Below are 20476 nucleotides of genomic sequence, written 5' to 3'. Positions count from 1 at the left end.
ATGTGAGACGGTCTATGTCGGGTCGCATAACGGAAGGAAGATCATGGCAGAGATCGCGGACACATCGGGCGTCAACAACATCGGCATGCTCGGCATCGGTGCGTACCGCCCCGAGCGCGTCGTCACCAACGACGAGATCTGCGAGCACATCGATTCCTCCGACGAGTGGATCTACACGCGGACCGGCATCAAAACCCGACGCTTCGCGCGCCGCGACGAGGACGTCGTGGAGATGGGCATCAAGGCCGGGCGCACGGCGATCGCCAATGCTCTGCTTTCCGGCTCCGACATCGACGCCGTCATCCTCGCGACCAACACCCATCTGCTCATGACGCCTGCAGGCGCGACGAAGGTTGCCACCGAACTCGGCGCGAACGGTGTTCCCGCGTTCGACGTCACCGTCGGCTGCGCCGGATTCGGTTACGGGATGGCACTCGCCGCCGACATGGTGCGCGGCGGAAGCGCGACGCATGTCCTCGTCATCGGCGCCGAGCAGTTGTCCGTGACCCTCGACATGACCGACCGCACCAACTGCTTCATCTTCGGCGACGGCGCCGGAGCCGTCGTCGTCGGACCCACCGAGGATCAGCAGCTCGGACCAGTGATCTGGGGTAGCGACGGCAGTCAGTACGACGCGATTCGTCAAGACATCGACTGGGTGACCTTCCTCGACGGCGACCGGGTGCAGCGGCCCTACGTGCGCCTGCAGGGCACCGCGGTATTCCGTTGGGCCGCTTTCGAAATGGGCAAGGTGGCACAGCGCGCGCTCGACGCCGCCAAGATCGGCGCCGAAGACCTCGACGTCTTCGTCCCCCATCAGGCCAACACCCGCATCAACGATCTGCTCGCGAAGACGCTGCATCTGCCCGAGGGCACCCCGGTGGCCAACGACATCGAATACACCGGCAACACGTCGGCGGCGTCGATCCCGCTGGCAATGGAGGATCTGCTCTCCACCGGCAAGGCCCAGCCGGGCGACACCGCCCTGCTGCTGGGCTACGGCGCGGGCCTCAGCTACGCCGCGCAGGTGGTCAAGATGCCGCCGGTCCCGTTCGAGTAGCGGCTGACCTGACCGTCGGGCAGCGTCGAGCGTTTTGCTCCGACGCTCGCCCGGCTAGTAGCCTCGTCTGGTGAGTTCTGACGCGCGTGAGCTGCGGCTCGAGGCCCAGCGTCGACGTACCTTCGCCATCATCTCCCACCCTGACGCGGGTAAGTCGACGATGACCGAGGCACTGGCGTTGCACGCGCACGTGATCAGCGAGGCGGGTGCCATCCACGGCAAGGCCGGCCGTAAATCGACGGTGTCGGACTGGATGGAGATGGAGAAGGCTCGCGGAATCTCCGTCAGTTCGACCGCTCTGCAGTTCAACTACGCCCTCGAGGGCACCGACGGCCCCGGCGCGGTCATCAACCTCGTCGACACCCCCGGCCACGCCGACTTCTCCGAGGACACCTACCGAGTGCTGACCGCGGTCGACGCCGCGGTCATGCTCATCGACGCCGCCAAGGGGCTCGAGCCCCAGACGCTCAAGCTGTTCCAGGTGTGTCGCCATCGAGGCATCCCGGTCATCACCGTCATCAACAAGTGGGACCGCCCCGGCCGCACCCCGTTGGAGCTCATCGACGAGATCAGCGAACGCATCGGCTTGATCCCCACCCCGCTGTTCCTGCCCGTCGGCATCGCGGGCGATTTCCGCGGACTCCTCGACCGCCGCACCGGCGAGTACATCCACTTCACCCGCACCGCCGGTGGAGCCAAGATCGCGCCGGAGGAACTGCTCGACCCCGACGCCGCTCTCGAGCGCGAGGGCGACGCCTGGATCGCGGCCGTGGAAGAGAGCGAACTGCTCTCCGAGATGGGCCAGGATCACGACGAGGAACTCTTCCTCGCAGGCCAGACGTCGCCGATGATCTTCGCCTCGGCGATGCTGAACTTCGGTGTCCGCCAATTGCTCGACGCGCTCGTCGAGCTCGCGCCCGCACCGTCGGGTCGCACCGGGATCGACGGGACCGAACGCGAGGTCACCGACCCGTTCAGCGCCGTCGTGTTCAAGGTCCAGGCAGGCATGGACTCCAGCCACCGCGACCGGTTGGCCTTCATGCGCATCGTGAGCGGCGAGTTCGAGCGCGGCATGGTCGTCACCCACGCGCAGACCGGAAAACCCTTCGCCACCAAGTACGCTCACACCGTCGTCGGCCGCGACCGCTCGACGGTCGACACCGCTTACCCCGGCGACGTCATCGGCCTCGTCAACGCGACGGCACTCGCACCGGGCGACACGCTCTACGACGGCCCGCGCATCCAGTACCCGCCCATCCCTTCCTTTGCGCCAGAACACTTTTCGACGCTCCGCGTCACCACCGCGGACAAGTACAAGCAGTTCCGCAAGGCCATGGATCAGCTCGACAGCGAAGGCGTTGTGCAGGTGTTGCGCAACGAGACCCGCGGAGACGCGTCACCCGTACTGGCCGCCGTCGGACCGATGCAGTTCGAGGTGGTCACCGCACGGATGAAGACGGAGTTCAACGTCGACACCGTGATCGAGCCACTCGGGTACAGCCTCGCCCGACGTACCGACGCCGACAGCGCGTCGGAACTCAACCGCCAGCGCGGCGTCGAGGTGTTCACGCGGACCGACGGCGCGATACTCGCACTCTTCAGCGACAAATGGCGACTGCAGTACATCGAGAAGGAACACGGCGACCTGACGCTCGAACCGCTTGTCGCAACGGCTGATTGACCAGGGCGGGCTGACGTGATCGGACGATCGACCGCACGCCACTCGAGCACGCTGCGGATCTGCGCACTGCTCGCGGTCGCTGCCGCACTCACATCGATCACCTCGGCGTGCGCCGACTCGACATCGGTGACGCGTGCGGCGCAGTCGTCATCAGCAACGCCAACCGTCTCCGCGCAACAGGATCCGGCACGCTGCGCCGAGAAGCCCCCGTCGGGGCCCATCGACCGGCAGGGCTCCGACCTGAGATTCACCCGGGGACACGTCCTGATCTCGCCGCGACAACTCACGGCATCGACGGGCCAGCCCGGCGTTGGCGGGCAGGTGGGCGTGGATGGACAGGTAGGGGCGGACGGGCAGGTAGTTGCACCCGTCAGCCCGACTGCGCAGCAAATGTCGCCTGCCCCAACATGTTACGAGTTCGGCCGCTGGGGCGAGCCGACGCCCGATGTCCCGCCCGACTCTCTGCTGTTCGTGTTCAAGGGCGACGGCACCGAGGGCGCACAGATCGAATTCCCGGTGGGCGCGCTGACCGGCGAACACCTACCGCCAACCGATGGTCCACGCCCGCCGGTTGGCCCCCTGACCACATCGATTACCGCCACCATCGGACTGTCGGAGAAGGGGACCTACAGGTCGTCGACGGCGTGCAGGCTGACGCTGACCGCGATGTCGTCGAAGCGGGCCGCAGGATCATTCGACTGCCCCGAAACGATTGTGTCCGAACAGAATCCGCTCGATCCGAACGACGATGTGCCCGTCGACGACGACAGCGCGGCGCCTGCTGCCGCACCGACACCGGGCGCTCAGCCCGAGCGCCCGACAAGCCTCACCGGATGGTTCGACCTGCAGCCGTGATCGGCTCAGTCCTCAACGATCGAGGCGACCACAGACTGATCGACGGCGTCGACGGTCGACGGCTCGAATGACGGGCTGCGATCCTTGTCGACGAGCATCGCCCGCACGCCCTCGGAGAAGTCATTGGTCTTCGTTATCGTTGTCGCCGCGTGCAATTCGCGGTCGAAGCACTCGTCGAGCGTCGAATCCCGGCCGGCGTCGAGGAGTGCTGCGGTCACCCACAGACTCGTCGGCGACGCACCTTCGAGGAGTTCGACCATCTCCGCGGCCCAGTCGTCACCTGCCGCGCCGCGCAACCCGCCGAGGATCGCGGCGACATTGTCGTCGCCGAAGTACTCGCCGATCTTGGCGATCGGGATATCGGAGACGGGCAATTCGCTTCTGCCACCGAGGATGTCGACGAGCGACTCGCCGGCGCGCAGCGCGTCTGCGACGGCTTCCAGCTCGGCCGCTGGCACGAAGTGAGTGGCAAGCCCCAGGTGTACGGCCTCGGCACCACGCACGCGCGAACCGGTGAGCCCCAACCACATTCCGACACCACGCGGCAGGCGAGGCAGAAAGTAGGTTGCGCCGATGTCGGGAAAGAATCCGATCGCGGTCTCGGGCATGGCCATCAGCGAGTTCTCGGTGACGACGCGAACCTCGCCGTGCACGCTGATCCCGAGTCCGCCACCCATCGCCACTCCGTCGATCAGCGCGACGTACGCTTTGGGATAGTGCGCGATCATCTGATCGAGTCGATACTCTGCGGCGAAGTAGTTTCGGATCTCGTCGTACTCACCAGCGACGGCATGCTCGCGGATCGCCCGGATGTCGCCGCCCGCGCAGAAAGCGCGATCGCTCGCGGAGGTCACCAACACCGTCTCGATCGAATCGTCGTCGCCCCAACGCCCGAGGACGTCGTGCATGTCGTCGATCATCGTCTGATCGAGCGCATTGAGTGCCTTGGGACGGTCGAGGATGATCTCACCGACGCCGTTGCCGACCTGAGTTCGGATGAAGGACATGCGTTTCACGGTAGCGCGTCGTCGAACACCGACTCCATCGGCTGGCGAACACAACTCTGTTGACAGGGGGTCGGTCGTCGGAGTTATGGTTGATTGGGTTCGCACGATGTGCGGCACCATTCTTCGATGAGCACAGGGGTGATCTGACAGACATGAACATCTGAGATTGGCATTCAGCGCGACCGCGTCGATCCGACGCCGTACGCACCCACCAATCTCTCGGAGTTGTTCATGTCCACACCGTCATCCGTCGATCTCGCACCGTCGATCACGCTCTCGGACGTCTCGTATAGCTGGCCGGACGGGACACCGGTATTCGACGAGCTCTCGTTCTCGGTTCCACGCGCCGTGTATTCGCTGGTCGGCGCCAACGGCGCAGGAAAGACGACGCTACTGCGGCTGATCGCGGGCCAGCTCGTACCGACATCGGGAAGTATCGCCACCACCGGCGAGGTCTCGCTCGTTCCCCAACACGCCTTCTCCGACACCTCGCTGACCATCGCGTCGGCGTTGGGGATCGAGCCGATCAGGGCCGCGATCAGCGCAATCGAAGCAGGCTCTGTCGACGGCGCACACTTCGATGCCGTCGGTGACGACTGGGACATCGAGGCGCGCGCGACCTCCGAACTGGCGGCGCTGGGGCTGCCCACCGACCTCGACAGGTCGGTCGGAACACTGTCCGGTGGCGAGGCGACGCTGCTCGCGATCGTGTCGCGGATCGTGCACTCGCCGGCGGTACTGCTGCTCGACGAGCCCACCAACAATCTCGACACCGATTCCCGGGCCAGGGTTTTCGAGCTGATCGACAGATTCGCGGGAACCGTACTCGTCGTCTCCCACGATCTCGAGCTCCTCGAACGCGTCGACGCCACACTCGAGCTGTATCACGGCGACGTGCGCGTGTTCGGTGGCCCCTATTCGTTCTATCGCGAGGTGGTCGAGTCTGAACAGGCGACGGCGCAGGCCGCAGTTGCCAACGCCGCCAACGATCTTCGCAAGCAGCGTCGGGAGATGGTGAACGCGCAGATCGCCCTCGACCGACGAGCACGGACCGCGGCCAAGGCCGAACGGGAGAAGCGTGTCCCCAAGATCATCGCGCATCTCCGACGCGACGCCGCCGAGAAGTCGGCCGGACGCTTCCGCAACGAGCACCGCGACGACGTGACCGCCGCCGCCGGACGGCTCGAGTCCGTCCGCGACGACGTGCGCTCCGATCGGGGCGCGCGGATCACCATGCCGGATGTGGCACTTGGCAGTTCGGCTCAGGTGATCGTCGACGATCGGCTACGAATGGACGGCCCAGAACGCGTTGCACTCACCGGACGCAACGGCTCCGGCAAGACCACCCTGATCGCCGACCTCATCGACAACGAGCGCATCGTCGTTCCTTACGCATATGTGCCGCAACAGATCTCGTTCGACGATCCGGCGCAGACCGTCGTCGAATTCGTCGGCAAGCGGCACCCAGAAGTCGACGGTCAGGATGTGCGAGCTCATCTCGCGCGATTCCTGTTCCGCGGCTCACGTGGCGATCGGCGCCTCGACGAACTCTCCGGCGGCGAACGGCTTCGCGTCGCGTTGGCGGATGCGCTACTCGTCGACCCCGATCCCAAGCTCCTCATCATGGACGAGCCGACCAACAACCTGGACATCGACACCGTCGAGGAGTTGGTCACGGCGCTACGGGACTGGTCGGGCGCGCTGCTGCTCGTCTCGCATGACGCGGGTTTCCGCGACGAGGTCGGAATCGACCGCGAGGTCACGCTCGGGTGAAAGTTGCGTGGGATCCACGGGGGCATTTTTGTACCTGTGGATCCCACGCAACTCTTTGTGGATACTGACTTTCGATGAGCACCGACAGCGCTGCCACCGACTTTCCCCCCACCACAGCACGCACACCGATCGTTCTGGTGCACGGATTGCGCGTGAGCGGACAGACCTTTCGACGCGTGGCCGGCTCGCTCGCCGACCGTGAGGTGGTGTGCCCCGACATGCCCGGCCACGGTTCACGCGCCGATGAGACGTTCACGTTGGACGGAGCCGTCGTCGCGGTGAGCGACGCGATCGACTCGGTCGGCGGCTCAGCGCTGGTCGTCGGTATGTCGATGGGCGGCTACGTCGCAATGGCGACGGCTGCGAGACATCCCGACCGCGTCGCAGGCCTCGGTGTGCTGTGTGCAACCGCGCAGCCGAGTGGCCTGCTCGCCGCGCCGTTTCGCCTCTTCGGCGCGGCGACCAGCGTCCTTCCGTCCGAAGCCGCCCAGGTCAGCAGGGTTCTGACGCGCATCGCCGTCGGCCGAGAGGTGTCCGACGACATGGAGGCAGGCGGCCTCGCGCTGCATTCGATCCGCGACGTCGTCGACGCGGTGCTCCACTTCGACGCCCTCGCCGCCCTCGCGGCCTATCCCGGACCGACGCTGTTCGCGAACGGCGCGTGGGACCAGTTCCGGCTGCACGAGAAGAGGTTCGTCGAGACCGCGGCCGACGGACACCTCGTCGTCGTACCGCGGGCCATGCACCTGTTCCCACTGATCCAGCCGGAATTCACCGCCGGGCTCATCGACGACTTCGCGGACACGGTCGACTCCGCTGACCGGGCCCCGCTCCACTGATCGAGCCCCCCGGCCCTAAATGTGTGTCGTATCGAAAGATGTGGCTGCTGCAGCACCCACATCCTTCAATTGGACACACATTTGGGGCCGGCTCCCCATCTCCGCCTAGCAGCACCGTCCCTGCGGGTTGCGGTCCTGGTCGGCGAAGCGTTGTCGCCAGTACTCGCGCTCGGTCAGTGGAGCCGACGCCCCGTGCTCCGATGCGTGGTGTGCGAGGTAGCGGTCGTAGTCTCGATCGCCCATGACGCTCTGCACGTACCAGCGCACCGAGGTCAGGGCGTGGGTGAGGCCGGTCTTCATGTCATCGCCTTCTAGTGTCCGCTACTCCGAGCTGAAATCCCGTGGGCGGCATCATATTCGTCCCATTCGCGCTGCACCGCCTTCTCGGCGCGTGTCGGGAACAGTCCGCGCGGCCCGAAGATCTTCGACGGAACGGGTTTCTCTTCGGTGGTGGGTAGTCCGCCCGCGCGCACGGCCTTGATGGCGACCCAGAGGCCCGCCGCGACGACGATCAACACGAGCACGGCGAAGATGATCGACAGTGTTCCCTGAATGAACGTGTTGCGGATGACCGCATCGATCTCCGAGATGCTCTTGGCGGTCTTGAACGTGGTCAGACCGTCGTCCTTGGCGTTCACGAATGCCCGGTGCTGCGCCCAGTAGCCGATGGCCGGATTCGACGAGAAGATCTTCTGCCACGACGCCGACATGGTGACGATGAGGTCCCATGCCAACGGCACACCGGGTATCCACGCCCACTTCCACTGGCGCCGCTTGATCAAGACCACCGTCACAACAGTCAGCGCGATAGCGGCAAGTAGCTGATTGGCGATGCCGAACAGCGGGAACAACGTGTTGATACCGCCGAGTGGATCGGTGACACCCATCAGCAGGATGGAACCCCAAGCGGCACAGACGATCAGCGTGCACACCCACGCTCCGGGGCGCCACGACGGATCTTTGAAACGACGAGCACCCGGCAGGTTGCCGATACCGTCGGACAGCATGAAGCGCGCCACGCGTGTCCCGGCGTCGACCGTGGTGAGGATGAAGAGCGCCTCGAACATGATCGCGAAGTGATACCAGAAGGCGCGCAACGATTCTCCGCCGAAACCACGCTGCAGCGTCTCTGACATTCCCATCGCGAGCGTCGGTGCACCGCCGGTCTTGGAGACGATCGACTTCTCCTCGACGCTCTGCGCGGCGTCGGCGAAATACTGTGCGTCGACCGGCTTTCCGCTGAGTCCGAGGCCGTTGACGTAGTCGGCAGCTCCCTGATTGGTTCCCTGAGTGAGCGCCTTCGGTGCGTTCATGCCGAAATAGAGGTGCTGATCGAGGATGCATGCGGTGATCAGCGCCATGATCGCGACGAAGGACTCGGTGAGCATGCCGCCGTAGCCGATGATCCGAGCCTGTCCCTCCTTGGCCAGCAGCTTGGGAGTGGTGCCCGACGCGATGAGCGAGTGGAAGCCCGAGAGCGCGCCACAGGCGATCGTGATGAACAGGAACGGGAACAGGGCACCCGCGAATGCCGGGCCGTTTCCGTTCCACGCGAACTCACTGACCGCGGGGGCTTTCATGACCGGCTGTACCACCAGGATGCCGATGGCCAGCAGCGCGATGGTGCCGACCTTCATGAACGTCGACAGGTAGTCGCGCGGAGCGAGCAGCAACCAGACCGGCAGCACGGCCGCCGCGATGCCGTAGATGATGATCGCCCAGCTGAGCACCACCGGCGAGAGGCTGAACCAGTCCTGCCCCCACGACGTCTCGGCGACGTACCCGCCGGCGACGATGGCCAACAGGAGCAGCACGACGCCGATCACCGACACCTCGCTGATCCGGCCCGGCCGGAGATATCGCAGGTAGACACCCATGAAGAGCGCGATCGGGATGGTCATCGCGATCGAGAAGACACCCCACGGACTCTCAGCCAGTGCGTTGACGACGACGAGCGCGAGCACCGCGATCAGAATGACCATGATGACTAGCACCGCCACGATCGCGGCCGTGCCGCCGACGGACCCGAGTTCGTCACGGGCCATCTGGCCGAGGCTGCGTCCTCGACGTCGAGTCGAGATCGCGAGCACGAGGTAGTCCTGCACACATCCGGCGACCACCGCGCCGATGATGATCCAGATCGTGCCCGGCAGGTAGCCCATCTGCGCGGCCAGCACCGGCCCGACGAGCGGCCCCGCACCGGCGATCGCCGCGAAGTGGTGACCGAACAGCACCCGACGGTCGGTCGGCATGTAATCGCGAGCGTTGTCGTACTCCTCGGCGGGAGTCGCGATGTCGTCGCGCGGCTTCACGACCTTCATCTCGATGAGCCGAGCGTAGAAGCGATACGCGACGACGTAGGTGCACAGCGCCGCGATGACGAACCACACCGCATTCACCGATTCGCCACGGACGAGGGCGATGACCACCCAGGCAATGGCACCGAGGAGGCCGATCACCGCGAAGATCGCCTTCTTCGCGGGTGTCATCGGACTCCGGTCGATCACCGCTACGGGTGGTCGGTCGGGATCGGTAGTCACGAACTCGACGTCGGGAAACTCGTCACGCGTCGACGTCGAAGATTCTGACACGGTTGTCATCGCTCACTGCCCTTCCTTGGAAGCTCGCACATGCCGCGGATCACTCTACTCACGGATATGTGATTCACACCGCATACCAAAAATGTGTGCGAGACAACCTAAAGTTCATTCTGTGCAACCTGATGGGCTTGATCTGAAGCGGTTCCTACGACGGCCGATCGTCGCGATCGCGCTCGTGATGCTGTGCACTGCGACCCTGCTGGCCGGCGGCGGATTCACGTCCTCGCGGGCCGGCGCGGATCCCGGCAGCACACCGGTGCGCTACTCGGGCGGTCCGTACGTGGCGCTGGGCGATTCACGCGCCTCGGGCAGCTTCTTCACTCCGACGCCCGGCTACTTCGGAGGATGCAAACGCTCGGCACTGAACTACCCGACCGTGGTCGCGGCGCTGACATTGCCGCGACGCTTCATCGACATCTCCTGCTCGGGCGCGTTGGCCGAACATCTCTACCGCGTCGGCCAGCAGACCAGCGGTGGGTACAAGCCGCCCCAGGTGTGGTCGGTCCCGTCGGATGCGCAGGTCGTCACCGTGAGCATCGGCGGAAACGACATGGCGTGGGGACGCATCGTCGGACCCTGCGGCACTTCGCCGTTCGGCGACAGACACTGCCGCTCCAACCGCGGGCTGGCACAGCTCGCCGTCAACCGCATCGCCGTCATGGAGAACGCGGTCACACCGGCGCTCGCCGCCATCCGCAGAAAAGCCCCCCACGCTCAGATCGTCGTCGTGGGTATCGGCGGTTTCATGGGTTCACACGGCTGCTGGCCGCTGGTACCGATCAGCGATCCAGACGTGCGGTGGCTTCACGGGGTTTTCGATCGGGCCAACAGTGCTCTCGCACGTGCCACCGCGAAGGTCGACGGACAGTTCGTCGACGTCAATCGTGCGTCGGCAGGCCATGATCCGTGCGGTCTCACGTCGTGGTACGAGTCGAGCCTGAGTAATCGCATCGCGTATCCCTATCACCTGAACAAGGCGGGGTCGATCGGTGTCGCGACACTTGTCAACGGCGCGATCCGCCGCTGATTGCACGGCATAACGCGAACTCTCGCAACCTTATTCGAGCTGCTCGGCGACTTCGAGCCACTCCATCTCGGCCGTCTCCTTCTCGTCGACGACGCCGCGCAACTCGGCGCCGAGCGTCACGAGACGGCCGGGATCGCTTGCCGCGTCGGCCAATTCGACGTGAAGCTTCGCCTCCCGCTCGTCCAGCTGCGCGATCCGCCGCTCGAGTCGGTTCATCGCCTTGCGCGCCTCGCGGTGCTGCGCAGCGCTCAACGCAGGCGCGGCGGGCTGCGGGGCGCCGGCCGTCACCGCCGACGTCTCCCCTGTCGACACCGTCGCCTTGTCCGCCACGCCCGACAGCACCGCAGAACGGTTGTCGCCGGAGCTGCTCGCCGTAATCTCCTTGCGCCGCTGCAGATATTGTTCGATCCCGCCGGGAAGATTGGTGAGCTTGCCGTCGCCGAACAGAGCCCACGTGCTGTCGGCGATGCGCTCGATGAGGTAGCGGTCGTGACTGATCACGACCATGGTTCCGGCCCAGTTGTCGAGCAGGTCCTCGAGTTGTTGCAGGGTGTCGATGTCGAGATCGTTGGTCGGCTCGTCGAGTAGCAGCACGTTGGGTTCGCCCATCAGGATGCGGGTCAACTGGAGTCGACGCCGCTCGCCGCCGGAGAGATCCCCGACTGGAGTGCGCTGGCGTGCCGGCGAGAAACCGAGTCGCTCGGCGAGCTGGCTGGCCGAGATCTCTTTGTCGCCCAGCGTGATTCGCGTTGCCACCGACTCCACGGCGTCGAGGACCCGCTGGTCGGGGTCGAGGTCGTCGAGTTCCTGTTTGAGCCAACCGATGCTGACGGTCAGTCCCTCGACCCGACGCCCTGGCTCGACGTCGACCTCACCGGCCAGCGCCCGCAGCAATGTGGTCTTACCCGAGCCGTTGACCCCGACGAGACCGACACGTTCGCCTGGCGCGAGTCGCCAGGTGAGGTCGTCGAGCAGGACCCGGCCCGGCGCGCCGTCGTCGCTCGGAGGTGTCTCGATGTGCGCGTCCTCGAGTTCGATCACGACGCGACCGAGTCTGCGTCGGGCAAATGCCGAGAGCGCCACCGAATCTCGCGGCGGCGGGACGTCGGCGATCAACTTCTCGGCCGCCTCGACCCGATACCGAGGTTTGGAGGTGCGCGCCTGCGGTCCGCGCCGCAGCCATGCCAACTCTTTGCGCGCAAGATTCTGGCGACGTTCCTCCGCGACGTCGGCCTGTCGTGCCCGCTCGGCGCGCGCGAAGATCCAGTCGTTGTAGCCGCCCTCGTACTCATCGACCTGACCGTCGTGCACCTCCCAGGTGCGCGTGGCGACGGTGTCGAGGAACCAGCGGTCGTGGGTGACGACGACGAGCGCGCCGCGTCGAGAAACGAGGTGCTCGGCAAGCCACTGCACGCCTTCGACGTCGAGGTGGTTGGTCGGCTCGTCGAGGATCAGCACGTCGGAGTCGGTGACCAGCGCGGCCGCGAGCGCGACCCGACGCCGCTGCCCGCCGGACAGTTCGTCGACGCGTCGATCGAGAAGGCCGTCGATACCGATTCCCGCGAGGACGCCGCGCACTCGCGCATCGCCTGCCCACTCGTGGACTTCCACATCGTCGCCGACGACGACGTCGGAAACTGTTGCGCCTGCGGGTAGTTCACCGCGCTGCGTGACGACCGCGACGTGGATGCCGCCGGTCTGCGAAATGCGCCCGGCGTCGGGTTCGGTGACGCCGCCGAGGATCTCGAGGAGCGTGGTCTTGCCGCCGCCGTTGAGTCCGACGACACCGATGCGCTGACCCTCGTGCACGCCGAGGCTCACCTCGTCGAGCAGCGGTTTGATCCCGTAGCTCTTACTGATGCGGTCGGCGTTGATCAGCGCGGTTGGATTGGCAGGTGACACCGGTCGAGGCTACCAATGCGCGCGGCGCTGGTCGGCGTGGCCGTCTGTGGCCCCGTGCCCTGCCGGCGGGCCTAATCGCGTCCGAACGCCTGCCCGATAGTGCGCATCTCGTCGTCAAGAGACTGTTCGACGACGCTCGTGTGATCTGCACGCGGGTGTGTGACGAACGAGACGTCGGCGCCCGCCGAGCGCAAGCGACGCACCAGTGAGGCCGAGAGTACGTATGGCACAGCAGGATCGAACAGGCCGTGGTCGATCCGGATCGGCACGTGCCAGTCGTTGGACGGAACCGATGTGTAGTCCGCGAGCGCGTCGGTGAATGCCTTGTCGGTGAAGGCGCGCGCCACGAGCGACCCCGGCGACACCGAGCGCAACGCATCGGAGAAGTCGCCGGAGCACTTCTGGTGTGCGAGTTCGAGGTACTTCTCCCCCGTATCGGTCAGATGATCGCGCACGTTCAGATCGGGGCGGGCGTGGTCGAGGCCCGCGAGGATGAACAACAGCAGCCCGCCGACGATGTTTCCCTTGCCGAGGCTCGGCACGTTGGGTGTGAACGCACTGAACACCGACTCGATCCCCGACGCGGGCGCAGCGGCGACAACCTCATGTAACCGCAGTTCAGGGGCATATGCGGCAGCCATGTGTCCGGCCCAGAGTGCGGCATGTCCGCCCTGCGAATGGCCCATCGACACCCAGTCGTTGCTCAGCCGGGATTCTTCCCATCGCGCCGCACGCAGCATGTCGAGAACGGAGTGCGCGGCGGCCCGACCACCGAGGTACTCCGTCTGCTCCGCCGTACCGAGGCCCGCGTAGTCGGTTGCGGTGACCGCATATCCCGCCTTCAGCGCGGCGATGACGGCGGCGTCGACTCCCGACCCCGTCTTGGTCTTCGACGGCGCGCAGGCGTCGCCGATTCCGGTGGTGCCGTGCGCCCACGAAACGATCTTCCACCCGCCGGGCGGTGGTGTGCCCTGCGGAATCCAGTAGATTCCCGACGACGGCGCGCTGCGTCCGGTCTGGTCGCGTGTGACGTATTCGACGCGCTCGGCCGCTGCGGCGCCTGGCGGGAGCTGTTCGGCGGGCACCCGCTCGCGCGTGATGATCGTCCCGCCGGGCACGAGATCGTCGGCGGCGGCCTGCGGTGCCAGCATCACGCTCGCCGAAGCCGACACGACCGCCGCGAGCAGTACACCGACACCACGCGCCAGACCGCGCCGCCCGTATCGCGTTCGCACAGCGGAGCGGCGTCGACGATCGCTTGGCTGGGCGTCACTCATCAACACGTCACTCATCGGTCACGCGTGCGCCGGGGACAGGTCCGCTCGCGGTGCGAACCGCGCGGGCGACACCTGCGCCCGACAGTTCGGCTGCGACGTTGACCGCCGACACGTCGTCGGCGCACAGGAACGCGCATGTGGGTCCAGAGCCCGAGACGATTCCGGCGAGCGCCCCGGCGTCGACCCCCGCACGCAGGGTTCGACGCAGCGTCGGCTGCAGACTCAGTGCGGCGCGCTGCAGATCGTTGTGCAGGTGGGAGGCGACAGCGTTGGCGTCGCCGGATGCCAACGCCGAGATCAGGGCGTCGGGGTGCGCGGTTTCCGGGTCGACGTCGCCCTCGGGGACATCGTGAGAACCGTTGTCCCGCAATCTATCCAGCTCGTGATAGACCGCTGGTGTCGACAGTCCGTCGAGTGCGAGGGCCAACACCCAGTGCAGATCTCCGCGGGCAAGGACGGGCACGAGTCGCTCGCCGCGGCCGGTACCGAGTGCCGTGCCGCCGCGCAACGAGAACGGGACGTCGCTGCCGAGGCCCGCGGCGAGCTCGACGAGTTCCGCGCGGTCGATGTCGAGCTTCCAGAGCGCTGCCAACGCGACGAGAGTTGCCGCGGCGTCGGCGCTGCCACCCGCCATGCCACCGGCTACCGGGATGCGTTTGACGATGTCGATCGAGACCGCGGGCTCCCTGCCGACGTACTCACCGAGAGCGATGGCCGCGCGTGCAGCAAGGTTGGTGTTGTCGACAGGAATGTCGGAGACATCGCGTGAGCCGGAACCCCTGCCGCTGTCCCTGGTCACAGACACACTCAGCGTTGTCGCCGGGGCAACGGAGACGTCGTCGTAGATCGAGAGCGCCTGGAACACGGTCACGAGATCGTGATAGCCGTCGGCACGCAACGGTCCGACGCCGAGGTGCAGGTTGACCTTCGCGGGCACCCGCACACGCACGGCGTCGGACACGACCGACAACGACGTAGGAGACACAATGTTCCAGCGTAATGGACTGCGGTCCGAGTGAAGGTCTGGGCGAGGAGCCGGGAGAGGTGCTGACGGCTCGACAGCCGGTGTGACGAATCGATGAGCGTAGCGTCGATGTCGAGGCGGATGTGTTGTCGAGGCGGGTGCGATCCGGTCCTGCGCCACATGCGTCGGTCTCATCGCCTTCCTCCGGGTCCAGCAAGCGGCCATCTCTCCTGCCAGAGTCTCGACGTTCGCGACCGATGGAGTTCACGACATGGCAATTCGATTCGGCTACACCTTGATGACCGAGCAGGCCGGGCCCCGACAACTCGTCCGGGACGCGGCCAGTGCCGAAGCCGCGGGCTTCGACTTCGAGGTATCCAGCGACCACTACTCTCCCTGGCTGTCGGCGCAGGGACACGCGCCTTACGCGTGGACAGTGCTCGGTGCCATCGCGCACGCGACCGAGCGCGTCGGGCTGATGACCTACGTGACATGTCCGACGATGCGCTACCACCCGGCCGTCGTCGCGCAGAAGGCCGCGACGCTGCAGATTCTCGCCGAAGGACGGTTCACGCTCGGCCTCGGCAGCGGCGAGAACCTCAACGAGCACGCTGTCGGAAAGGGGTGGCCGTCGGTCGGTGACCGGCAGGAGATGCTCGTGGAGGGCATCGAGATCATCGGAGCACTCCTCGACGGCGGACTGCTCGACTATCGCGGCGAGTTCTTTCAGGTCGATTCCGCGAAGCTGTGGGACGTCCCCGAGGACGGCGTGCCGATCGGTGTCGCAGTCGCAGGTGAGCGCGGCATCGGACAGTTCGCGCCGATCGCTGATCACCTCATCGCAGTACAGCCGGAGGCGTCGCTGATCTCGCTGTGGAACGAGGTCGACGACGCTCCGACGATCGGCACGGACGCACGCGCGATCGGCCAGATCCCGATCTGTTGGGATCCCGACGCAGGCGTCGCGAAAAAGCGCGCCCACGAACAGTTTCGGTGGTTCAGCGGCGGCTGGGACGTCAACGCCGACCTGCGCACCACTGCAGGATTCGCCGCGGCAACGAAGTACGTCACACCCGACGACGTCGCGGCGTCTATTCCGTGTGGACCCGACCTCGACGCGATAGTCGAGGCTGTGAGCGCTTACTGGAAAGCGGGCTTCACCGACGTCGCGCTCATCCAGATCGGCGCCGACTCGCAGCAGGCATTCTTCGACGAAGCCGCCGAGCCACTGCTCGCGAAGCTGCGGTCAGCTGCGGGGTGAGCGCCCAGTCGACGGTCTCGAGCGCCCGGTCGACGGTCTCGAGCGCCCAGTCGACGGTCCCGAGCGCCCAGTCGACAGTCCCTAGCGCCCAGTCGGCAGCTCAGGCGGGCTCGACGCCCGCGAGGCGCACGAAGTCGCCGACGTCGAGCTTCTCGCCGCGGATCTGTGGGTCGATGCCCGCCGCGCGGAGTCGTCGTTCGGCTTCGGCCGGCGATCCGGCCCAGGTGGCCAACGCCGACCGCATTGTCTTGCGGCGCTGCGCGAAGGCAGCGTCGATGACGGCGAAAACCTGTGCGCGGGTGGCTGATTCATCGACGTACGGGTCCGTCCGGGTGATGCGGACGAGACCCGACTCGACCTTGGGCTCCGGCCAGAAGACGTTACGTCCCACGGCACCTGCGCGGGCCACGTCTCCAAAATATCGTGCTTTGACGCTCGGCACACCGTAGACGCGGGAGCCGGGGCCTGCCGCGAGTCGGTCGGCAACCTCGGCCTGCACCATGACGAGAGCCGTTGCGATCGAGGGAATTTGGGTCATCAGGTGCAGCAGCACGGGCACCGCAACGTTGTACGGCAGGTTCGCGACGAGCGCGGTGGGGGTCACCGGCAGATCGTCGGCGGTCACGGCCAGTGCGTCGGCGGTGACGACGTCGAGTGCGTCGGCACGCTGGGGAGCGAACTCGTCGACGGTGTGCGGCAGCCGCTGAGCGAGTTTCGGGTCGATCTCGACGGCGACGACTTGTCCCGCGGTGCCCAGCAGCGCGAGCGTCAGTGAGCCCAGGCCTGGTCCGACCTCGAGGACGGTGTCGTCAGGCCCGACACCCGACGCCGCGACGATGCGTCGAACCGTGTTGGCGTCGTGGACGAAGTTCTGTCCGAGTGTTTTGGTCGGACGAACGTCGAGCTCCGCGGCGAGGCGTCGGATCTGTGCCGGGCCGAGCAGCCGCGGAGCGGGCGATTCCGCGTCGTCTGTCAGCGCAGGCCCAGACTCGACGAGCAGGCGGGCCAAGCGCCCCACCCCTGCGCTGCCTGGGTCTTCGAGGCAACCGCGATCTGTTCCTCACGCGTGGCGAGGTCGGCGCGCGGCGCGTACTCCTGGCCGCCCCAGCGATCCCAGGTGTTCTGGTCGAACTGGATGCCGCCAAAGAAGCCGTTGCCGTTGTTGATGGCCCAGTTTCCGGTCGACTCACACTGCGCGAGACGGTCCCAGACCGAACCCGACGGCACGTCGGGCGCGCCTTCCTTGGTGCCGATCTTGACGGTTGCGGCGATCGGAGCAGCGAGCTGGTCGGCGGAGAGCTTGTCGCGCTTGACGACCTTGCCGTTGACGATAGTGACGTTGTAGGTGACGTTTGCACGTCCCGGCTTGCCCGCCTTCACGACGACCTTCTTGTCGCGGATGAGGGTCGGATCGTCCTGCTTGATCTCCGGCGGGGCGACGTCTTCGAGCACGGTGTCCCGCTCGGTCCGGATACGGGTGACGTCGATGACCATGTTCGGCGCGACCTTGGTGTCCGCAGCCGGAGTGACCTTGTCCTCGTCGGACAGCGGCTTGCCGGTCGCGGTGAGAACGTCGGCGACGGTCGCAGCGGGCACGGTGGTGTTGAACCGCACTCCGCCGTCGACAACAGTGACGGCCTTGGGCAGAGTGACGTCGACGACGGCACCACTGACCGGGATGGCTCCGCCGGCCGAGAAGTTGGTCTGGTCTTCGCCGTGAGCGAGTCCCTTCTCGGCGAGAAGCTCGTCGACCTTGACCGCGGTGGTCTTCACCTGCTGCTTTTGACCCTCGACATCGAGGACGACGGTCTTGAGGCGCTTCATGGTGATCGTCGAGCCGTCGCCGAAGCCGGAATCTGCTCCTGGGCTGACCTGGTCGCCTTCGGCCGGGGTGTACCCCTGCGAGCGGAGCACCGAATCGACAGACATCGCCATGGTCGAGACCTTCATGGTGTGACCGTCGACGTCGAGCGTCACGTTCTTGTGCATCGCAACGCCCGCGACGCCACCGGCGGCGAGGGTGGCGAGCACGGCACCAACGGCCACGCGAGCGCGCATCGATTCTGAGTTGTGAATTCTCGCAAGTACAGACAAGGTCCAAGCATCCTGATCGGCGACAGAGTCAACCCACGTCAGGCGTCGCAGGAGCGAGTTGCAGAGGCTCTGTGGCCTCGAGATCGCTCCCGAAGAAAGACCGAATCATCCGATCAATCGACGCCCACCATCACGCGGGATCACAATACGATAACGAGACGGGGCGATTACCGCAAAGGTAGCTGGTAGGCGCGTCGCGCGTTCTCGCCGAGCGTCCTGGCCAACGAATCGGCGTCGACTCCACGCGTCCTGGCCAACGACCTCGCCGTGTACGGAAGACAGTACGACTGATTGGGTTGTCCCCGATAGGGATCCGGCGTCAGGAACGGAGCGTCGGTTTCGACGAGCAGCAACTCATCCGGCACAACGCGTGCGGCATCTCGTAGCGACACGGCATTGGCGAAGCTCACAGTGCCCGCGAAACTGAGGAAGTAGCCGCGTTCGACGCACTCTCGTGCAACGTTTTGGTCACCGGAGAAGCAATGCATGATCACGGTGTCGGGAGCGCCCTCATCAGCCAAAATGTCCAGCACATCGCGGTCGGCCTCGCGGTTGTGGATCATCAACGGCTTACCGATGCTCTTCGCGAGCCTGATGTGCCAGCGGAAGGCTTCGTGCTGGATCTCGGGCTTCGCACAGTCGTCGGACCGGGCGGGCCAATAGTAATCGAGACCGGTCTCGCCGACCGCCACCACCCTCGGATGCTGCGCCATCTGCTCCAGCTCACGCGAGGTCGCGTCATCGAGGTCGCCCGCGTGCATCGGGTGCAGCGCGACTGCCGCGTAGACCCGGTCATCCCAGTCCGCCGCCGATACGGCCCACCGAGCGTCGACCATGTCGTCGGCAACTGTGACAATCATCTCTACGCCGACACCTTCGGCATGGTCGACGATCGCACGAACGGTCTCCGGCGAACGCCCGCCGCACGCGGCGAGATGCGTGTGCGCGTCGATCAGCCCGTAGAGCGGCGTCGGGTCCGGCGGCGGCTCGCGGCGTCGACGCTTCTTTGCGGCCTTGGCGCTCTCGGTCGTCGATTCTCCAACCGGCTGCGCGCCGGCCGAAGTGTCTGCACCCTCCGTCATGGACTCGACTCTAGAAGGTGGCGGACGCGACCCCGCCAGAGAGCTGGCGAGCAGCGATCCAGAGAGCAGAAAGCAGCGATCAGAGATCGACGGTCCCGCTGATGACCGTCGTCGACTGCCCGCCGACCCAGATGTGCTCACCGTCGTCGTCGATGTGGACTCGTCCCGAACGCTGCACGGCGGTGCCCTGCGATGCCACATAGCTCGCACTCACGCGGCCGTTCGAACGCAGCCACACCGCGATCCCCGCGTTGAGACTGCCGGTGACGGGGTCTTCGCCGACGGCCTCGCCGCCCGCGAGACCGCGAACCTCGAACTCGACGTCCGGGTCGTCGGGGTGCCCGGACTCGTAGCGTCCGAGGAGGCCGACGTCGTGCGCCCCCAGTGCAGCGAGGTCGGGTCTCGCCGAGAGCACCCGTTCCGCGGAGTCGAGTTCGAGCACGAACCACGGCGGGCCGTTGTCGATCCATTCCGCGGCGCGGACGTGCTCACGTGAGAGTCCGAGGGACGGTAAAACCTCGTCGACGAGTGCGTCGTCGACCGGACCCGACCGGCGCAGCGGAGGCGCGGCGAAGGCGAGCCGATCGCCGTCACGACGAATCGTGACCAGTCCGACGCCGCACTCCTGAACGACGTTCGCACCGCGCGGCGATCCGCCAGCGGCGAGCCACGCGTGCGCCGACCCGAGCGTCGGGTGTCCCGCGAAAGGGAGTTCGCCACCGGGAGTGAAGATGCGCAGTCGATAGTCGGCGGCGGGGTCGGTCGGAGACTGGATGAACGTCGTCTCGGAAAGATTAGTCCAGCGAGCAAATGCCGCCATATCATCGTCGGATATCCCGTCTCCATCGACCACGACGGCAACGGGGTTGCCGCGCAACGGTTTCGAACTGAACACGTCGACCTGGGCGAAACGTCGGGACTGCTGCACTGAAGACATGAACCCATGCTCGCCGCCGCGACCGAGGGTTGTCCAGCGATTTGCGAAGACGGATCTCGCACCGCCGGGCACCGGCGCGACGCGCCTGGCTCGACGTGTGGTCTGTGCGCATACCGC

17 protein-coding genes are annotated in these 20476 nt (G+C 66.2%); 7 read left to right on the top strand and 10 right to left on the bottom strand.

What is annotated here, in order from left to right; genetic code table 11:
- Window positions 1–43: 43 nt before the first annotated feature.
- The 3 genes from A5788_RS23230 to A5788_RS23220 all read left to right on the top strand — a co-directional run bounded on the left by A5788_RS23230 (window position 44) and on the right by A5788_RS23220 (window position 3596).
- On the top strand, window positions 44–1060 hold the full coding sequence (locus A5788_RS23230; RefSeq protein ID WP_064869461.1) for a beta-ketoacyl-ACP synthase III: 1017 nt from the start codon (window positions 44–46) through the stop codon (window positions 1058–1060).
- A 70-nt stretch (window positions 1061–1130) separates the two neighbouring features.
- Complete coding sequence (locus A5788_RS23225) at window positions 1131–2741, top strand: peptide chain release factor 3 (protein WP_064869463.1); 1611 nt, start codon at window positions 1131–1133, stop codon at window positions 2739–2741.
- A gap of 15 nt (window positions 2742–2756) precedes the next feature.
- Window positions 2757–3596 carry a hypothetical protein gene (locus A5788_RS23220; protein ID WP_231894159.1) on the top strand — a complete coding sequence of 280 codons (840 nt, stop codon included), beginning with the start codon at window positions 2757–2759 and terminating at the stop codon, window positions 3594–3596.
- Window positions 3597–3601: 5 nt separating this feature from the next.
- Here A5788_RS23220 and A5788_RS23215 read toward each other — a convergent pair whose 3' ends face one another.
- On the bottom strand, window positions 3602–4603 hold the full coding sequence (locus tag A5788_RS23215; protein WP_064869465.1) for an enoyl-CoA hydratase/isomerase family protein: 1002 nt from the start codon (window positions 4601–4603) through the stop codon (window positions 3602–3604).
- Between the two features lie 231 nt (window positions 4604–4834).
- On the opposite strand from A5788_RS23215, the gene A5788_RS23210 reads away from it, so the two are divergent.
- Window positions 4835–6376 (top strand): ABC-F family ATP-binding cassette domain-containing protein, encoded by a 1542-nt coding sequence (locus tag A5788_RS23210; RefSeq protein WP_064869467.1) that lies wholly within the window; start codon window positions 4835–4837, stop codon window positions 6374–6376.
- Between the two features lie 74 nt (window positions 6377–6450).
- Window positions 6451–7215: an alpha/beta fold hydrolase gene (locus A5788_RS23205; RefSeq protein WP_049697980.1), complete on the top strand. Its 765-nt coding sequence runs from the start codon at window positions 6451–6453 to the stop codon at window positions 7213–7215.
- Between the two features lie 105 nt (window positions 7216–7320).
- Here A5788_RS23205 and A5788_RS23200 read toward each other — a convergent pair whose 3' ends face one another.
- Together A5788_RS23200 and A5788_RS23195 are read right to left on the bottom strand one after the other, a co-directional pair.
- Window positions 7321–7515 carry a YbdD/YjiX family protein gene (locus A5788_RS23200; RefSeq protein WP_049697979.1) on the bottom strand — a complete coding sequence of 65 codons (195 nt, stop codon included), beginning with the start codon at window positions 7513–7515 and terminating at the stop codon, window positions 7321–7323.
- An 11-nt stretch (window positions 7516–7526) separates the two neighbouring features.
- Complete coding sequence (locus tag A5788_RS23195; RefSeq protein WP_064869469.1) at window positions 7527–9815, bottom strand: carbon starvation CstA family protein; 2289 nt, start codon at window positions 9813–9815, stop codon at window positions 7527–7529.
- Between the two features lie 178 nt (window positions 9816–9993).
- Between A5788_RS23195 and A5788_RS23190 the strand changes: the two genes are divergently transcribed.
- Complete coding sequence (locus tag A5788_RS23190) at window positions 9994–10842, top strand: SGNH/GDSL hydrolase family protein (RefSeq protein WP_064869504.1); 849 nt, start codon at window positions 9994–9996, stop codon at window positions 10840–10842.
- A gap of 30 nt (window positions 10843–10872) precedes the next feature.
- Here the strand turns inward: A5788_RS23190 and A5788_RS23185 are convergent, their stop codons facing one another.
- The 3 genes from A5788_RS23185 to A5788_RS23175 all read right to left on the bottom strand — a co-directional run bounded on the left by A5788_RS23185 (window position 10873) and on the right by A5788_RS23175 (window position 15006).
- Complete coding sequence (locus tag A5788_RS23185; protein ID WP_064869471.1) at window positions 10873–12744, bottom strand: ABC-F family ATP-binding cassette domain-containing protein; 1872 nt, start codon at window positions 12742–12744, stop codon at window positions 10873–10875.
- Between the two features lie 71 nt (window positions 12745–12815).
- Window positions 12816–13952, bottom strand: a complete 1137-nt coding sequence (locus A5788_RS23180) for a lipase family protein (protein ID WP_064869506.1) — start codon at window positions 13950–13952, stop codon at window positions 12816–12818.
- Between the two features lie 76 nt (window positions 13953–14028).
- Entirely contained in the window at window positions 14029–15006 is a 978-nt protein-coding gene (locus A5788_RS23175) for a 4-(cytidine 5'-diphospho)-2-C-methyl-D-erythritol kinase (protein WP_064869473.1), read from the bottom strand.
- 250 nt (window positions 15007–15256) lie between these two features.
- On the opposite strand from A5788_RS23175, the gene A5788_RS23170 reads away from it, so the two are divergent.
- Window positions 15257–16246 carry a TIGR03557 family F420-dependent LLM class oxidoreductase gene (locus A5788_RS23170; RefSeq protein ID WP_064869475.1) on the top strand — a complete coding sequence of 330 codons (990 nt, stop codon included), beginning with the start codon at window positions 15257–15259 and terminating at the stop codon, window positions 16244–16246.
- Window positions 16247–16346: 100 nt separating this feature from the next.
- On the opposite strand, the gene rsmA is transcribed toward A5788_RS23170, so the two are convergent.
- The 4 genes from rsmA to A5788_RS23150 form a co-directional block, all read right to left on the bottom strand.
- Entirely contained in the window at window positions 16347–17255 is a 909-nt protein-coding gene (gene rsmA, locus A5788_RS23165) for a 16S rRNA (adenine(1518)-N(6)/adenine(1519)-N(6))-dimethyltransferase RsmA (RefSeq protein WP_064869508.1), read from the bottom strand.
- Complete coding sequence (locus A5788_RS23160; protein ID WP_064869476.1) at window positions 17219–18304, bottom strand: resuscitation-promoting factor; 1086 nt, start codon at window positions 18302–18304, stop codon at window positions 17219–17221. The genes rsmA and A5788_RS23160 overlap by 37 nt, the downstream gene beginning before the upstream one ends.
- Before the next feature lie 203 nt (window positions 18305–18507).
- The gene (locus A5788_RS23155; protein ID WP_064869478.1) at window positions 18508–19422 is read right to left on the bottom strand and encodes a TatD family hydrolase; all 915 of its coding nucleotides are present in this window, start codon (window positions 19420–19422) and stop codon (window positions 18508–18510) included.
- 79 nt (window positions 19423–19501) lie between these two features.
- Complete coding sequence (locus A5788_RS23150; protein WP_064869510.1) at window positions 19502–20359, bottom strand: PhzF family phenazine biosynthesis protein; 858 nt, start codon at window positions 20357–20359, stop codon at window positions 19502–19504.
- Window positions 20360–20476: the final 117 nt, after the last annotated feature.

Origin of the sequence: Gordonia sp. 852002-50816_SCH5313054-c (genome assembly GCF_001665925.1) — a bacterium.
Taxonomy (GTDB): Bacteria; Actinomycetota; Actinomycetes; order Mycobacteriales; family Mycobacteriaceae; genus Gordonia; species Gordonia jacobaea.
The sequence above is the reverse complement of the archived record's forward strand: the minus strand, read 5'-3'. Positions and strand labels throughout refer to the sequence as shown.

Bases quoted from the DNA above. Each gene is read 5' to 3' on its own strand.
- A5788_RS23230 (WP_064869461.1), top strand. From the start codon at position 44: ATGGCAGAGATCGCGGACACATCGGGCGTCAACAACATCGGCATGCTC.
- A5788_RS23215 (WP_064869465.1), bottom strand. From the start codon at position 4,603: ATGTCCTTCATCCGAACTCAGGTCGGCAACGGCGTCGGTGAGATCATC.
- A5788_RS23210 (WP_064869467.1), top strand. From the start codon at position 4,835: ATGTCCACACCGTCATCCGTCGATCTCGCACCGTCGATCACGCTCTCG.
- A5788_RS23205 (WP_049697980.1), top strand. From the start codon at position 6,451: ATGAGCACCGACAGCGCTGCCACCGACTTTCCCCCCACCACAGCACGC.
- A5788_RS23200 (WP_049697979.1), bottom strand. From the start codon at position 7,515: ATGAAGACCGGCCTCACCCACGCCCTGACCTCGGTGCGCTGGTACGTG.
- A5788_RS23195 (WP_064869469.1), bottom strand. From the start codon at position 9,815: ATGACAACCGTGTCAGAATCTTCGACGTCGACGCGTGACGAGTTTCCC.
- A5788_RS23190 (WP_064869504.1), top strand. From the start codon at position 9,994: ATGCTGTGCACTGCGACCCTGCTGGCCGGCGGCGGATTCACGTCCTCG.
- A5788_RS23170 (WP_064869475.1), top strand. From the start codon at position 15,257: ATGGCAATTCGATTCGGCTACACCTTGATGACCGAGCAGGCCGGGCCC.
- A5788_RS23160 (WP_064869476.1), bottom strand. From the start codon at position 18,304: ATGCGCGCTCGCGTGGCCGTTGGTGCCGTGCTCGCCACCCTCGCCGCC.
- A5788_RS23155 (WP_064869478.1), bottom strand. From the start codon at position 19,422: ATGACGGAGGGTGCAGACACTTCGGCCGGCGCGCAGCCGGTTGGAGAA.
- A5788_RS23150 (WP_064869510.1), bottom strand. From the start codon at position 20,359: ATGTCTTCAGTGCAGCAGTCCCGACGTTTCGCCCAGGTCGACGTGTTC.